Source organism: Myxococcus faecalis, from assembly GCF_050039385.1.
Taxonomy (GTDB): Bacteria; Myxococcota; Myxococcia; order Myxococcales; family Myxococcaceae; genus Myxococcus; species Myxococcus fulvus.
Genome location: NZ_CP144336.1, coordinates 1170074 through 1183803, shown reverse-complemented (window position 1 = coordinate 1183803; position 13730 = coordinate 1170074). Strand labels below are relative to the sequence as shown.

Annotated in this window: 17 protein-coding genes; 6 read left to right on the top strand and 11 right to left on the bottom strand. The window is 69.7% G+C overall.

Features of this window, described 5'->3' with window-relative positions:
• Positions 1 to 245 precede the first annotated feature (245 nt).
• Both VZQ01_RS04645 and VZQ01_RS04640 read left to right on the top strand, forming a co-directional pair.
• Positions 246 to 836 (top strand): DUF4291 domain-containing protein, encoded by a 591-nt coding sequence (locus VZQ01_RS04645; RefSeq protein ID WP_426746981.1) that lies wholly within the window; start codon positions 246 to 248, stop codon positions 834 to 836.
• A gap of 82 nt (positions 837 to 918) precedes the next feature.
• On the top strand, positions 919 to 1674 hold the full coding sequence (locus VZQ01_RS04640) for a class I SAM-dependent methyltransferase (RefSeq protein ID WP_223746514.1): 756 nt from the start codon (positions 919 to 921) through the stop codon (positions 1672 to 1674).
• Between the two features lies 1 nt (position 1675).
• On the opposite strand, the gene VZQ01_RS04635 is transcribed toward VZQ01_RS04640, so the two are convergent.
• The 6 genes from VZQ01_RS04635 to VZQ01_RS04610 form a co-directional block, all read right to left on the bottom strand.
• On the bottom strand, positions 1676 to 2272 hold the full coding sequence (locus VZQ01_RS04635) for a tRNA-uridine aminocarboxypropyltransferase (protein WP_141327100.1): 597 nt from the start codon (positions 2270 to 2272) through the stop codon (positions 1676 to 1678).
• Between the two features lie 108 nt (positions 2273 to 2380).
• Complete coding sequence (locus tag VZQ01_RS04630) at positions 2381 to 2539, bottom strand: XapX domain-containing protein (protein ID WP_046712630.1); 159 nt, start codon at positions 2537 to 2539, stop codon at positions 2381 to 2383.
• Complete coding sequence (locus tag VZQ01_RS04625; protein WP_046712631.1) at positions 2536 to 2763, bottom strand: DUF1427 family protein; 228 nt, start codon at positions 2761 to 2763, stop codon at positions 2536 to 2538. Before VZQ01_RS04625 ends, VZQ01_RS04630 begins: the two co-directional genes overlap by 4 nt.
• Positions 2760 to 4415, bottom strand: coding sequence for an MFS transporter (locus VZQ01_RS04620; protein WP_426746980.1), 1656 nt, complete (start codon positions 4413 to 4415; stop codon positions 2760 to 2762). The genes VZQ01_RS04625 and VZQ01_RS04620 overlap by 4 nt, the downstream gene beginning before the upstream one ends.
• Positions 4405 to 6261, bottom strand: coding sequence for an amidohydrolase (locus VZQ01_RS04615; protein ID WP_408890964.1), 1857 nt, complete (start codon positions 6259 to 6261; stop codon positions 4405 to 4407). Before VZQ01_RS04615 ends, VZQ01_RS04620 begins: the two co-directional genes overlap by 11 nt.
• Positions 6262 to 6364: 103 nt before the next feature.
• Positions 6365 to 7024, bottom strand: a complete 660-nt coding sequence (locus tag VZQ01_RS04610) for a hydrolase (protein ID WP_223746517.1) — start codon at positions 7022 to 7024, stop codon at positions 6365 to 6367.
• Positions 7025 to 7194: 170 nt separating this feature from the next.
• Here VZQ01_RS04610 and VZQ01_RS04605 point away from each other — a divergent pair, with 170 nt between their 5' ends.
• Positions 7195 to 7827, top strand: coding sequence for a response regulator (locus VZQ01_RS04605; protein ID WP_223746518.1), 633 nt, complete (start codon positions 7195 to 7197; stop codon positions 7825 to 7827).
• Between the two features lie 12 nt (positions 7828 to 7839).
• Here the strand turns inward: VZQ01_RS04605 and VZQ01_RS04600 are convergent, their stop codons facing one another.
• Entirely contained in the window at positions 7840 to 8322 is a 483-nt protein-coding gene (locus tag VZQ01_RS04600; protein ID WP_426746979.1) for a GNAT family N-acetyltransferase, read from the bottom strand.
• A 328-nt stretch (positions 8323 to 8650) separates the two neighbouring features.
• Between VZQ01_RS04600 and VZQ01_RS04595 the strand changes: the two genes are divergently transcribed.
• Together VZQ01_RS04595 and VZQ01_RS04590 are read left to right on the top strand one after the other, a co-directional pair.
• Positions 8651 to 9214, top strand: a complete 564-nt coding sequence (locus VZQ01_RS04595; RefSeq protein ID WP_223746520.1) for a hypothetical protein — start codon at positions 8651 to 8653, stop codon at positions 9212 to 9214.
• A 215-nt stretch (positions 9215 to 9429) separates the two neighbouring features.
• Positions 9430 to 9996, top strand: coding sequence for a hypothetical protein (locus tag VZQ01_RS04590; RefSeq protein ID WP_223746524.1), 567 nt, complete (start codon positions 9430 to 9432; stop codon positions 9994 to 9996).
• Between the two features lie 63 nt (positions 9997 to 10059).
• Here VZQ01_RS04590 and VZQ01_RS04585 read toward each other — a convergent pair whose 3' ends face one another.
• Positions 10060 to 10557, bottom strand: a complete 498-nt coding sequence (locus VZQ01_RS04585) for a DUF3592 domain-containing protein (RefSeq protein ID WP_223746525.1) — start codon at positions 10555 to 10557, stop codon at positions 10060 to 10062.
• A 199-nt stretch (positions 10558 to 10756) separates the two neighbouring features.
• Between VZQ01_RS04585 and VZQ01_RS04580 the strand changes: the two genes are divergently transcribed.
• The gene (locus VZQ01_RS04580; protein WP_426746978.1) at positions 10757 to 11590 is read left to right on the top strand and encodes a 3'(2'),5'-bisphosphate nucleotidase CysQ family protein; all 834 of its coding nucleotides are present in this window, start codon (positions 10757 to 10759) and stop codon (positions 11588 to 11590) included.
• A gap of 47 nt (positions 11591 to 11637) precedes the next feature.
• Here the strand turns inward: VZQ01_RS04580 and sitI6 are convergent, their stop codons facing one another.
• The 3 genes from sitI6 to mug all read right to left on the bottom strand — a co-directional run bounded on the left by sitI6 (position 11638) and on the right by mug (position 13692).
• Positions 11638 to 12360, bottom strand: a complete 723-nt coding sequence (gene sitI6 / locus VZQ01_RS04575) for a SitI6 family double-CXXCG motif immunity protein (RefSeq protein WP_426746977.1) — start codon at positions 12358 to 12360, stop codon at positions 11638 to 11640.
• Positions 12361 to 12366: 6 nt separating this feature from the next.
• Positions 12367 to 12990: a SitA6 family polymorphic toxin lipoprotein gene (sitA6, locus tag VZQ01_RS04570; RefSeq protein ID WP_434223587.1), complete on the bottom strand. Its 624-nt coding sequence runs from the start codon at positions 12988 to 12990 to the stop codon at positions 12367 to 12369.
• Positions 12991 to 13134: 144 nt separating this feature from the next.
• Entirely contained in the window at positions 13135 to 13692 is a 558-nt protein-coding gene (gene mug / locus VZQ01_RS04565) for a G/U mismatch-specific DNA glycosylase (protein ID WP_426746976.1), read from the bottom strand.
• Positions 13693 to 13730: the final 38 nt, after the last annotated feature.

Here is a 13730-nt window from a genome sequence, read left to right as displayed (position 1 = left end):
CCGGCAGTGCCCTCTCCCTCCCCGTCGGAGTTTGCTTGTCCTGAACACCTCCCTCCGCGACAGCGTCCGTTGCCTGATGTTGGTCGCTCGCGGTGTCCGGAAGACCTGGGGACGCGTGTTCCATCACCCGCTCGTCTGGGACTCCAGGACAGGGTCCGCCATGTCTGGGATTCTCAGGGAATGAAAGGACGCGAAGCTGCTACGGTGCGCGTCATGCGACGAGGATGTGGGTGGAGGCGGGTGTCATGAGCGCGCGGCGGGAGGTTCGCGCGGACTTCGACCGGGGCTCCATCGTGATGTATCAGGCCTATCCGGACGCCATCGCGGACGTGGCGGTGGCGACGCAGCGCTTCGGGCCGCCGTTCTCCGTGGGGCGGATGACCTGGATCAAGCCCAGCTTCCTGTGGCTGATGCACCGCTCCAACTGGGGGCGCAAGAGCGGGCAGGAGCGGACCCTGGCGGTGCGCATCCACCGCGCGGGGTGGGAGGCGGCGCTGGCGGTGGGCGTGCTCACCGCGTACGAGCCCGGCGCCCACGGCTCACCGGAGGCCTGGAGGAAGGCCTTCGAGGCGGCGCCCGTCCACGTCCAGTGGGACCCGGAGCGCTCGTTGCGTGGCGCGGGGCTGCCGCACGACAGCATCCAGGTGGGGCTGGGGCGCGCCATCATCCAGCGCTATGTGGAGGATTGGGTGGTCTGCATCACGGACGTGACGCCGCTGGTGCACAAGCTGCGCAAGCACCTGGACGAAGGGCGCGCGGAGCAGGCCACCCGGCTGTTGCCCCGCGAGGCCGTCTATCCGGTGCCGCGGGAGCTGGTGCGCCGACTGGGGATGTGAACGGCGGGCAGCGTCCGCTGTACGCTCGGGGCACCTTCCCTGGATGGGGAGGGGCCGTTCAACTGGAGCTGGGGGTCTGACGATGGGAATCACGCTGTCCCCGCGGGAGTACGCCACCGCGTTCCGTCTGCTCGCATCCACCGCGCGCCATCCGGAGAACATCGCGCGGCTCGTCGAGGAGCGCTTGTCTGCGCGCATGTCCCAGGCGCCGTCGCTCCTGGACGTGGGCGCGGGCTCCGGCAAGGTGGCCCAGGCGCTGGCGCCGCGCTTCGGCTCGCTCACGTTGCTCGAACCCAACCCGGAGCAGGTGGCGGGGCTGCGGCTGGAGAAGGCGAAGGTGCTCATCGAGCCCTTCGAGCGGTTCGATTCGTCCGAGCGCTTCGACCTGGTCCTGTGCTCCCACGTCCTGTACCACGTGCCGCCCTCGGACTGGCCGGGCTTCATCGACCGGCTCCTGTCGTTCGTGCGTCCCGGAGGCCACGCCCTCATCATCATGGCGGCGGGGCGCGGGCCCACGTTCGAGCTGTGCCGCGACTTCGCCGACACGCTGAACTTCGGGCAGCTGCTCCTGGACACCCTGGGGCGCATGTCGCTCTCGCACGAGGTCCTCCCGGCGATGAGCGGCTTCACCGCGCGCACCTTCGAGGAGATGTTCACCCTCTGCCGCTTCTTCGTGCTGGAGGGGTGCTTCACGGCCGAGCAGCTCGCGGCGATGGGGCCGGAGGCGTCGCGGGAGATGGACCGGAAGCTGCGCCTGCACGCGGAGGCCTGCCTGCGTCCGGACGGCACCTACCAGCTGGAGCAGGACGAGGACATGGTGCTCATCCCGAGGCCGTGACTCAGCGGCTGGGGCCCATCGCCTCGCGGTTGAGCGAGCCGCACTCGGCGATGCGCTGGACGCGCAGCTGGGCGAGGCGCGCCAGGGGGGCCGCCGTCTGGGGCCCCTCCAGCAGCTCCACCGCGCGGGCTATCGCGTCCAGGGTGGACATGCCCGCAGGGTGGCTCGGCTCGCGCAGGTGGAGCATTCCCGGGGGCGGCGGTGGCAGCACGAGCCGGGGGAGCAGGCGCAGCGTGGGGAGCCGCTGGCTCATCCGCCGCGCCTGGGACCAGCTGCCATCCAGCACCACCACCTGCCGGGGCGGCGGGGTGTCCTCGGGGAGCTCGGGCCCGTCCGGGAAGAGCAGCCACGTGCCGGGCTCGGCGAACAGGGAGCTGTCCAGGACGTCGGCGGGCGAGCCGTGGGTGAGCAGGGTGGCGTTGGTGAGGGCGAGCGCGGCCACCCGGCCGGTGTTGCTCTTCTTGCGGATCTCCAGCGCGTGCTGCACCAGGAGGAACCGCGTGCGCGTCTGCACGCGGGGAATCTCCGCGCACAGACACAGGTGCGACGGGAGATAGCAGCGGTCACATCGGGGGCGGAGGGCAACGCGCGAAGACATCCTCCGACATCCTGTTCCGTGGCTCCCCGGAAGAGAAGCGTTGTTTCGCCCCGCCGGGAGGTGGGGCCCGGCCCGCTCCCCCGGTGTGATTGATACAGGCCGGAGGGCTCAGCCCAGCAGCCGCTCCCCCAGGAGGAACCCCACCGTCATGGCCACCACGAGCAGGGCGCCCTGGAGCTTCGGGGGGGCGGGCAGGGGGATGTCGAGCAGCCGGCATCCCGCGCCGATGAGCAGCGCCAGGGCGACGCCGACGAGGGCCAGGGTCATGACCTGCTCTCCTGGGTCTCCCCGGTGGGCCCACCGCAGTGGATGTGATTGCGCGACGGGCGCGAGGCGAGCAGCCGGTCCGTGAGCGTGTAGCCCGTCGTCATGGTGACGACGAGCAGCGCGCCGACGAGCGCCGGCGGCGCGGGCACGGGCACCCCCAGCCAGCGACAGCCGAAGCCGATGCCCAGGCCCAGCAGCAGTCCCACACACAGTTTCCAGTTCACGCGTCGTTCTCCAAGGGGGTGCGGCGGGGGACCATCGGCGCGGCGCCGACGTAGTGATGGACCACGGGGGGATGCGCGCCCTGGTGCAGCGCGCGCAGCTGCTCCTGCAGCGCCTTCTCCTCGCGGGTGACGCGCTCGTGCTGGCGCAGGTGCTCCATCCAGGAGCCGAGCACGAAGTACTCGAGGAACCGCCCGGGCTCCGCCGTGTCCTCCATGACGCCCCACTGCACCGCGCCGTCGCGCCGTCGCGTGTCGCCCAGCTGGTGCACCAGGGGGAGGAACGCCGCGCGACCCGTGGGGGCGACGCGGTACTCCACCGTCACGAGGACCGGGCCCTGGTCCTTCTCGACGTCCTCGGAGACCTGGGGCGTGGGCCAGTGGGCGGACGGCGCGGTGTCGCGAGCCATGGCCTGGCCCAGGCGGAAGCGCAGCGAGAAGAAACCCGCGAGCACCGCCGCGCCCGCCGCCACCGTCAGCGACACGGGCACGCCGAAGCGCTGGGCCACCGAGCCCCACACCAGGCCGCCGCCGGCCATTCCCGCGGAGAACACCACGATGTAGAGCGACAGCGCGCGGGCGCGAACCCAGGTGGGCACCGACAGGTGCGTGGCCGTCTGGAGCGAGGACAGCACGCTGATCCACGCCAGCCCGTTGGCCACCATGGCCACGCCCAAGACCGGCAGGCTGCGCACGAAGGCCACCGTCACCATGGTGAGCGCGTAGAGCAGCGTCGCCCCCAGCACCCACCGGTCCACGCCCCACCGCGCCCGCATGCGGGGCAGCACGACGGCGCCCGCCACCGCGCCCGCGCCGATGCACGTGAGCAAGAGCCCGTACGTGCCCGCGCCCGCGCCCAGCTCCTTGCGCACGACGATGGCGAGCTGCGCGGGCAGCGCGCTGGCGAAGGCGTAGAAGCAGGCCGACTTGAGCAGCACCGAGCGCAGGTCTCCCGAGCGCGCCGCATACCGCAGCCCTCCGCGCAGCGCGGCGCCGAAGGGCTCCGACGGGAGCGTGGACTCCGCCTTCGCCCGCCGCCAGGACACGAGCGCCAGCAGCACGCCCAGATAGGAGACGGCGTCGATGGAGAAGGCCCACCCCACGCCGAAGCGCGCGACGATGAGCCCACCGAGCGCGGGGCCCACCGAGCGCGCGATGTTCATCCCGATGGAGCTCAGCGCCACGGCGGGCGCGAGCAGGGGCCTGGGGACCAGCTCCGCGGTGGTGGCCGCCTGCGCCGGCATGGCCATGGCCGCGCCCATGCCCAGGGCGAACGTCAGCCCCAGCAGCGTCCACTCCGTCATCTCCCCCACCATGGAGGCCCACGCGAGCAGCGTGGCCATGACCAGCATCCACACCTGGATGGTGATGAGGTAGCGCCGCCGGTCGACGATGTCCGCCAGCGTGCCCGCTACCAGCGCGAACACGACGACGGGCATCGTGGTGGCCGACTGCACCGCGGCCACCATCAGCGGCGAGCCGGTGCGCTCCGACATGAACCACGCCGCGGCCACGTCGTGCACCCAGGTGCCGATGTGGCTGGCCAGCACCGCGAGCCACAGCGTGCGGAACGTGGCGTGACGCAGGGGCGCCAGGGCCCCCACCTCCTGGGCCACGGGGGCGGGGCCCGCCGCGACGTTCGCTTCAGAAGGCATAGCAGAGGCACCCCAGCGCTCCCCAGAAGCCCGTCGCGTCGGAGGTGGGCACCTCGTGGCGCGACGCGTGTGTCCTCCCGTGGCCGTGCACGGCGCAGGCGTCGCCGTGGGCGTGTGACGCGTTGGCGAGGGCCTCGCGGGCCTGGGCCAGCGTGCCGCCCTGGTAGCCGCCGAAGCGATTCACCGGGGACCAGTCCGGCATGGGCCGGGGCAGCTCGGGCGCCAGCGGCTCGAAGTCTCCCGTGCCGTGCACCACCCGGCCGCCCACCACCGTCAGCACGCTGGTGATGTGCTGGATGGACTCCTCGGGCACCTGGAAGTAGTCCGAGGACAGCACGGTGAAGTCCGCGAGGTAGCCCCGCTTGAGCAGTCCCTTCTTCTCCTGCTCGTGGGAGAACCACGCGCTGCCGTGCGTCCACAGGCGCAGGGCCTCCTCGCGCTCGAGCAGGTTGTCCTCGCCGTACATGGACAGGCCGCCCAGCGTGCGGCCCGTGACGAGCCAGTACAGCGCCACCCAGGGGTTGTAGCTGGCCACGCGCGTGGCGTCCGTGCCCGCGCCCACCGGCACGCCCGATTCCAGCATCTTCCGGACGGGCGGCGTGCGGCGCAGGGCGTCCTGGCCGTAGCGCTCCTGGAAGTACTCGCCCTGGTAGACCATGCGGTGCTGCACGGCGATGCCGCCGCTGAGCGCGCGCACCCGCTCGAGGTTGCGCTCGGAGATGGTCTCCGCGTGGTCGATGAACCAGTGCAGGCCGTCCAGCGGCACCTCGCGGTTCACCTTCTCGTAGACGTCCAGCACCCGGCTGATGCTCTCGTCGTAGGTGGCGTGGATGCGGAAGGGCCAGCGCTTGCTGGCGAGCAGGTGGACGACGGACTCCAGCTCACCCTCCATGCCCGCGGGCAGCTCCGGGCGGGGCACGCGGAAGTCCTCGAAGTCCGCCGCGGAGAACACCAGCATCTCGCCCGCGCCGTTGTGGCGCATCATGTCGTCGCCCTGCCGGGGCGAGAGCATGCGGGTCCAGCGCTCGAAGTCCGCCTGCTCGGAGCCCTTCTTCTGGGTGAAGAGGTTGTACGCGATGCGCACCGTCAGCTCGCCGTCGGCGTGCAGCTTCTGGATGATGTCGTAGTCCTCCGGGTAGTTCTGGAAGCCGCCGCCCGCGTCGATGACGGAGGTGACGCCCAGCCGGTTGAGCTCGCGCATGAAGTGGCGCGTGGAGTTGAGCTGGTACTCCGGCGGCAGCTTGGGGCCCAGCGCGAGCGTGGCATAGAGGATGAGGGCGTTGGGGCTGGCCAGCAGCAGGCCGGTGGGGTTGCCGCGCGCGTCGCGCTCGATGCGGCCCCCGGGCGGCTCGGGCGTGTCCTTGCCGTAGCCCACCGCGCGCAGGGCGGCGCCGTTGAGCAGGGCCCGGTCATACAGGTGGAGGATGAAGACCGGTGTCTCGGGCGCCGCGGCGTTGAGCTCGGCGAGCGTGGGCAGGCGCTTCTCGACGAACTGGTGCTCGCTGAAGCCGCCCACCACGCGGACCCACTGGGGCGCGGGCGTGCGGGCCGCCTGCTCGCGCAGCATCGCCATGGCGTCCGCGAGCGAGCGCACGCCGTCCCACCGCAGCTCCAGGTTGTAGTTGAGCCCGCCGCGAATCAGGTGGATGTGGCTGTCATTGAGGCCGGGGATGAGCCTGCGCCCGCCCGCGTCGATGACCCGGGTGGAGGCTGTCGCGAGCGCCATGATGTCTCGCTCGTCTCCCACGGCCTCCACGACGCCGTCGGTGACGGCCAGGGCTTGGGCCTGGGGGAGGTCCCGGTCCAGGGTGGTGACGCGGGCGTTGCGGACAATCAGGTCGGCCATGAGGGGAGCTCGTGCTGAGGGGGAGGCGGGACGACGGCCCGGCGGAGCGCTCGAGAGGGGACTTCGAGTCCGCCGCCGGGGTACGAAGGGAGCACGGCGGACGTCAGTGACCGCCGCCCTCGGAGGCGTTGAACATGCTCTTGGCGTACTGCACGCCCAGGCCGTAGCCGCCGCCGTGGGCGACCGCGACGCCCGTGGTCATGGCGTAGGTGGCGCCGCGCGCCCAGTCGCGCTGGAGCTCCAGCAGGTACTGGAGGCTGGTCATGGGGATGGCGCCGGCCTGCACCATGCGCTGCACGGCGCGCTCGTGGGCCTCCTGGGACACGTCACCGCTGGCGTCGGTGATGACATACACCTGGAAGCCCTGGTCGATGGCGGACAGCACCGGGCCGACGATGCACACGCCCGTCCAGAGGCCGGCGAACACGACGCGCGCCTTGTCGAAGCGGTTGACCTGTTCGGTGACGTTCGGGTCCTCCCAGCAGTTCATCGTGGTGCGGTCGATGACCTTCGCCTCGGGGAAGACCTCCTTGATTTCGGGGAACAGGGGGCCGGAGAAGCTCTTCTCCGCGACGGTGGTGAGCAGCGTGGGGACGCGGAAGCCCGCGGCGGCCTTGCAGACGAGCGCGGTGTTGTTGCGCAGCAGCGGCAGCTCGATGCTGTGGGTGGCGAAGGCCATCTGGGACTGGTGGTCCACCAGGATGAGCGCGTGGTTGTCCGGGGTGAGCAGGCTCTTGCCGGGCGTGGGGGAGGCGTTGGGCATGGGGCGTCTCGCGGGGCTTCGGGGGTGTCAGGGAATTGATTTCAGTCATTGTCATGAAACACGGGGAGGCCCGTGTCGGCATCACCCGAATGGGGGATGCGCCGTTTCGATGGGCAGCCTCGCGGATGTGAGTCTTTTCACGGGGCGACGACGGGGGTACCTTGCGACGCATGACTTCGAAGGACGCGAACATCCGCATCCTGGTGGTCGACGACCATCCGATGTTGCGTGAAGGGCTCTGCGGGATGATTGCCGGTCAGCCGGACATGACGCTCGTGGCGGAGGCGGAGACGGGCGAGCAGGCGCTGCGGGCGTACCGGGCGCACACGCCGGACATCACGCTGATGGACGTGCAGATGCCGGGGATGAACGGCATCGATGCCATCACGGCCATCCGCGCGGAGTTCCCCGCGGCGCGCATCATCGTGCTGACGACGTACAAGGGAGATGCGCAGGCGCTGCGCGCCATCAAGGCGGGGGCGTCCGGCTACCTGCTCAAGAGCATGCTGCGCAAGGAGCTGGTGGAGACCATCCGCAGCGTGCATGCCGGCCGTCGCCGCATCGCCGCGGACATCGCGTCGGAGCTGGCGGAGCACGTGGCGGATGACGAGCTGACGGCGCGCGAGCGGGAGGTGCTGATCCGCGTGGCCGCGGGCAACGCGAACAAGGAGGTCGCCGCGCAGATGGGCATCTCCGAGGAGACCGTGAAGACGCACATGAAGAACGTGCTGACGAAGCTCTCCGCGCGGGACCGGACGCACGCCGTGGTGGTGGCGATGCGCCGGGGCATCATCGACCTGTGAGGTGAGCCGGGCTCAGGGCTTGGTGGCCTCGCGGGTCATCTCCACCATGGTGGGGCGCCAGCCCAGGCGGGCGAACATGCGCTGGGCGGCCTCGTTCTTCGCGGCCGTGTGCAGCACGACGCGCGGCACGCCCAGGGCGGTGAGCCGACGCATCAGCTCCTCGGCGAGCTGGGCGCCCACGCCCGCCTTGCGCACCTTGGCGTCCACCCAGAGGTCATGGAAGCCTCCGGAGCGGTCCAGCAGGGCGTTCCAGTCCACGGGCTCGACGCGGCCGTAGGCGTAGCCCACGACCTCGCCATCCATCTCCGCGACGATGACGACGGCGTCCGGCTTCTTCGCTTCGCGTCCCAGCCACCAGCGGTAACCGGCCTCGACGTCGTCGGGCATCATGAAGCGCTGGTTGTCGAAGTCGTGGTGGAGCTGGGCGAGCGCCGCGCCCATGCGGCCCAGGGCGGGTTCATCCGAGGGCTGTGCGGGACGGAGGGTGATGGTCATGCGGGGCTCCTCTGCGGGCCGCGCGAGAGGCGCGGGGCGGCGAGCCTCACACAGGCCCGAGGCGCGTGCACCCCTCTCGTCATCTCTGTGGGGTGGTGGACGGGGGCGATGTCCACCGCGTCCATTGTCTGGAAGGATAATGACAGATGCTGCCCTGACGCGGTTGGTGCGTCCATTGTCGGAAGGGACAAGGCTGTTGTCTGGTTTGTGGGATGGGAATCCGTCGGGATTCGCTTGTTCTTGGGAGTTGGTGTTAGTGATTGTTCCGGTGTGGATGCCGCGTCGGCGCTGGGGAGGCCGACGATATTCGACGCCGGAGGTGGGTGACATGCGCGGAATGGCTTCGTGTCTGCTGGGGCTCATGATGCTCCTGGGGAGTCCGTCGTGGGCCGAGCCGCGAGGCGAGGTGGACCGCGCCCAGGAGGAGCTCCTGCCCCTGGCGGTGGTGACCTGTCCCGTGGGGGCCTTTCGGACCACGTTCACGCCGCCGCTGCGGGAGACCCCTCAAGATGTACGCATCCAGGGGGAGGGCGGATTCAGCAACTGCTACACGCTCCTGGGTGAGCGGGTGACATCGTCGGTGAGTGCCACGGACTTCGTCAGGCCGAACTACGACTGTTTTGACCTGCTGGAGATCCTCCCGGTGACGATTCAGCTCACCTGGAACACGGGAGAGGTCTCGACGTTCCGTCTGACGCAGGTGACGGCGCGGGCGGATGGGCCCCTGCTGGTGCTGGTTCAGACGGGGACGGTGCTGTCGGGGAAGTTCGAGGGAGCCACGGTGGTCATGAACGTCACCTTCACCTCCACGGACCTCGATGCGTGCCGCAGTCCCGAGGGGCTCCGTGGCATGAGCGCCACCCAGACGCTCGTGATGACCCGGGTGCTCTGAGTCGCCGGGCGGAGGCAGCACGTCCATCGTTCGAAGGGACGATGCTGTCTGTCGGGATTGCCGCCGGCGATTGCCTGGTGGAGCAATGGCTGTCTGTTCGTAGCGCGGTGAGATGAGTGTGTCTTGTGTCCTGTTGTTAGGCGCTGTTCCTGATTGCGTCGATGCGGATGGAACCGGAGAGCCCTGGGACCTCTGTCATCGGAGGGGTGTGTGACATGCGTGAGATTGCTTCGTGCCTGATGATGTCGCTGTTGCTCGTGAGTGGCCAGGTGTCCGCGGAGCCGAGCGTTGAGGGAGGGGCCTCGCCGCGTGAGGTCCTGACGCTGGCGGTGGTGACGTGTCCGGTGGGCGGTATCCAGATCCGCTACACCCCGCCGCTGCGGGACTTCCCTCAGGATGTCCGTACCAATGGTGAGAGTGTGTTCAGCAACTGCGTCACGGTGCTGGGAGAGCGCGTGACGTCCGGGACGTCCGGGACGGACGGCATCCGGCAGGGCTATAGCTGCGCGGACCTGCTGGGCATCCTACCGGTGCCGGCGGGGCAGGTCGTCTGGAACACGGGCGAGGTCTCGACGTTCCGACTGACGCAGATTTCGGCGCGCGTGGACGGACCGTTGCTCGTGGTGGTGCAGTCGGGGACGGTGCTGTCGGGGAAGTTCGAGGGCGCGCAGGCCGTCAACACCGTCACCTTCGCCTCCACGGACCTGGACGCGTGCCGTTCCCCTGAGGGCCTTCCCAGGATGAGCGGCAACCAGACCCTGGTGCTCACGAAGGTGCTGTAGGTCTCTTGGGGGACGAAGCGCCGGTGGCCCCGCGTCCCGCCCTGTGACCAAAAGGTCCGTGAGTCAGGCGGAGAGCTGCCTGCCCTTGTTGCGCCGACGCTCGCGGGCGTCGGCGCTGATCATGTCCACCATGCTCGTCCCCGCGACGCCGGCGACGGCGAGGCCGCCGAACATCACGACGTAGCTGGACACGCCCGCGCCACCGCATTCGACGCACGCGATGGCCGGGTCGTCCGGCGCGTAGTGGACAGCCATCTTCGTGCCGGAGGCATACCGGCGCGTCAGCCGCTGCGCGTCCGGCAGCGCGCCCGTGTCGTTGCCGCCGAAGGAGACGGTGTCGGACGTGTAGTGGCTGCCGCCCACCGTGTACTCGTAGCGCACCTCGGGGTGGAAGCGGGTGTTGCGCCGGTCGTGCATCGTCTGCACGGACGAGGAGACGACGGTGCCCTCGGTGGTGGGCCACTGCTCGCTCGCATGCGCGCGGTACAGCAGGCGCCCGCCTCCGTAGGCCAGCATCACGCCGAACAGCAGCATCAACCCCGTCATCAATCCCTTCATCATCTCGGCCTGTCCTCGCGCTGGCCCGGGGAGGCCCCAGGGCTCACGGTTCGCTTCCTGCAGTGCAGAAGCCGCGCCAGCATCTCTCCTCGGGGGCCATCATCCGGCGATGGGGCAATTCGCCCCGCGTGGGGCGGTTCGCCCCATGCCCGTTCGCTTGGGGCTCCCCGGAACGCGTCAACGGGGGCAGACTGTGAGGACCATGCCCTCCCTCGACACCGAGCTGGAAACCGCCCGTCGAATCGCCCGTGAAGCAGGCGCCGTGCTGCTCCAGGTCTACGCCACACCCTTCGCGGTGGAGGACAAGGCGGGCGGGCAGGGGCCCGTCACCGAGGCGGACACCCGCGCCAACGCGCTCATCGTGGACGCGCTGCACCGGGCCTTCCCGAAGGACGGCGTGGTGGCGGAGGAGTCGGAGAACGACGCGGTGGCGACCCGCTTCGAGCGGTGCTGGTTCGTGGACCCGCTCGATGGCACCCAGGAGTTCGTCCATCGCAACGGTGAGTTCGCCATCCACATCGGTCTGGCCATCGGCGGCGAGGCGCGGCTGGGCGTCGTCTACCGGCCGGTGGGCGACAAGCTCTACTCGGGCGTGGTGGGGGAGGGCGGCTTCGTGGAGGAGGCGGGCGCGCGCCGGGCCCTGCGGGTGTCGGACGTGGCGGAGCCCTCGGCGTTGCGCCTGGTGGTGTCGCGCTCGCATCGCTCGAAGCTGACGAACCAGGTGGTGGCGCGGCTGGGAATCACCCGCGAGCAGGAGTCCGGCTCCGTGGGCATCAAGTGCGGTCTGCTCGCGGAGTCCATCGCGGACCTCTATCTGCATGTCAGCTCCAAGAGCTACCGCTGGGACAACTGCGCGCCGGAGGCGGTGCTGCGCTCCGCGGGCGGAATCCTTACGGACCTGGGCGGCACGCCGTATCGCTACAACACCGCGGAGCTTCAGAACGTGCGCGGCCTCCTGGCCTGCAACGCCGCGGCCTTCCCTCACGTTCAGCCCGTGGTCACCCAGTTCGCGCGCGAGGCGGGGCTGCTCGACTGAACAGGCGCACCTGTTCAAGGGGCATTCATCCTCGGGCGGACAGCCCTTCAGCGTGTCGGCACCTCGCGGAACGTGAGCCCCTCGAGTCCGAGGAGGCGCACGGCGTCCTTGAATCGTTCGGTGCCGATGACCATCGTCGCGAGGTTGCCGAGCCGGAACAGGTCCACCTCGGTTGGCAAAGAGGCTGCGTCCAGAATCGGGTCGTCGGGACGCTTCAGCCCCATTCGCCCGCAGGTCGTGCACGGCCCCGGATGGTCTGGCGGCATGCAGTCTCGATGCAGGTGCCCCCGGAGTGGGATTTCAAGCTCCAGGAGCAAGGGGGCCTGCTTCTGACGGAACCGCAGCTCGGTTGGGAAGCCACGGAGGCCGTTCACCGCCTGTTCCTGAAGGCGTTGAAAGGGCTCGTTCTGAATCAGCAGGGCGGTCGCCGACCACGCGAAGTCCGGGACCTTCCCAGTCACTCGACCGACGAGGGGTCCGAACTCAGTCCCTGGGGGGAGTTGAGTCTCGGGCGGCACGAGCGGGCGGACAAGGTCGCGCAGCCGCATGAACTCTTCGTAGGGCTCGGGTCGAGCCTCCTCGAAGGACTCGCTCTCCGCCAGTCGCGACAAGTCGACACCGGGCAGATGGTGCCCCGCGCTACTCCAGGTGACCGCGCAGGCGGGGCATGTCCGCAGGCCCGGCAGTCCCCACTTGTGGGACGCGTCCACCAGCCCACCTCGCCGGGTCGCCGCGACGCGGTCTTCGTCCACCCAGAAAAATCGTCGCATTCACCCTCACGTCCCAGGCTGTGAATAGTACGACTGGATGGGGCCACCCAGTAGCTGGAAGCGATAGATGAGCTCACCCGCGTGCCTGAAAATCGCCTCCGGCGACGCTTCGCCATTGTCCCGTTGGAACTGTCGCCAGGCTTCGTTCCACTCTCCGCCGCGATTGCCTCCACTGTGGATCCTCCGATGAACCTCATAGGGAATCGGCAGCGTGTAGCTGTGGATCTTGACGCCCTGGCGCCTGAACCATCTCGCGAGCCCTTCCTCCTGGGGGAAGATGTGGTGCTTCTCCCATCGCCCAGGCGGGAGTCGGTGCGATGGCGGAACGACCTGCTCCGCGCCATTCCAGTTGGGGAACGTCATGATGGGTTCGCCCGGCAGCCTCTGGGCATCTCCCCAATTCCGACGAGGCCCACTTCCCGGAGCTGCTGCCGCGGCGGGTGGACGGGACGGTGGGAACCGCGCCGGCTCAATCACTCCCTCGAAGCGGTCCTCGCAGCGATAGAAGCCGCAGCGATCGCCGAGACACAACAGCGTGACGCACTGGTCCTCGTGCGGCGCTTCGCACTCGAGCTCCGCGGACTCCCATGCCTCCTGCATGGGAGGTGGCGGTGTCGCGGCACAGGCCATCCACGCCAATGCGAGAATCGATAGACACCAAGAGCGCCAGTTCCGACAGACAACTGTTTGCATGAAGACCCCCGCGCCAGCATTGGCCAATCAGGGAATATCCATCAAGAACCTGATGCGTCGAGGACCCGGCGGACCTTGCCGTCAGGCTTCCTCCGCCGCGTGGCGGAGCTGCGCGAAGAGTCTGGCCAGGTCTGGAAGCTGGTAGTGGGCGTTGAGCCCGCTGGGATTCGGCAACACCCACAGGCGCGTGGCGCCGAGCGTCTCCGGCTGGAGCCCGAGCTTCGCCTTGGGCCTCGCGAAGGCCGTGCGGTACGCCCCCACGCCCAGCACCGCGAGGAAGCGCGGCCGATGGCGACGGACCTTGGCCTCCAGGGACTTCGCGCCTGCCCTCAGCTCCGAGTCGTCGAGCTGGTCCGCCGTCGCCGTGGCCCGGTCGACCACGTTGGTGATGCCCAACCCGAAGTCCAACAGCTCCCTCTGCTCCGACGGCGACAACTGCCGGGGCGTGAAGCCCGACTGGTGCATCGTCGGCCAGAAGCGATTACCCGGGCGCGCGAAGTGGTACCCCACCACCACCGAGTACAGGCTGGGATTGATGCCGCAGAACAGCACGCGCAACCCCGGGCCGATGAGGTCCGGCATGGTGTGGCCCATGGCGGCATCGAGCTCCTCGCGCGTGGGTCGCCGTGATGCGGGCATGGGGCGCTTCTCGCACCCCTCGCACGCCGTGACAACGC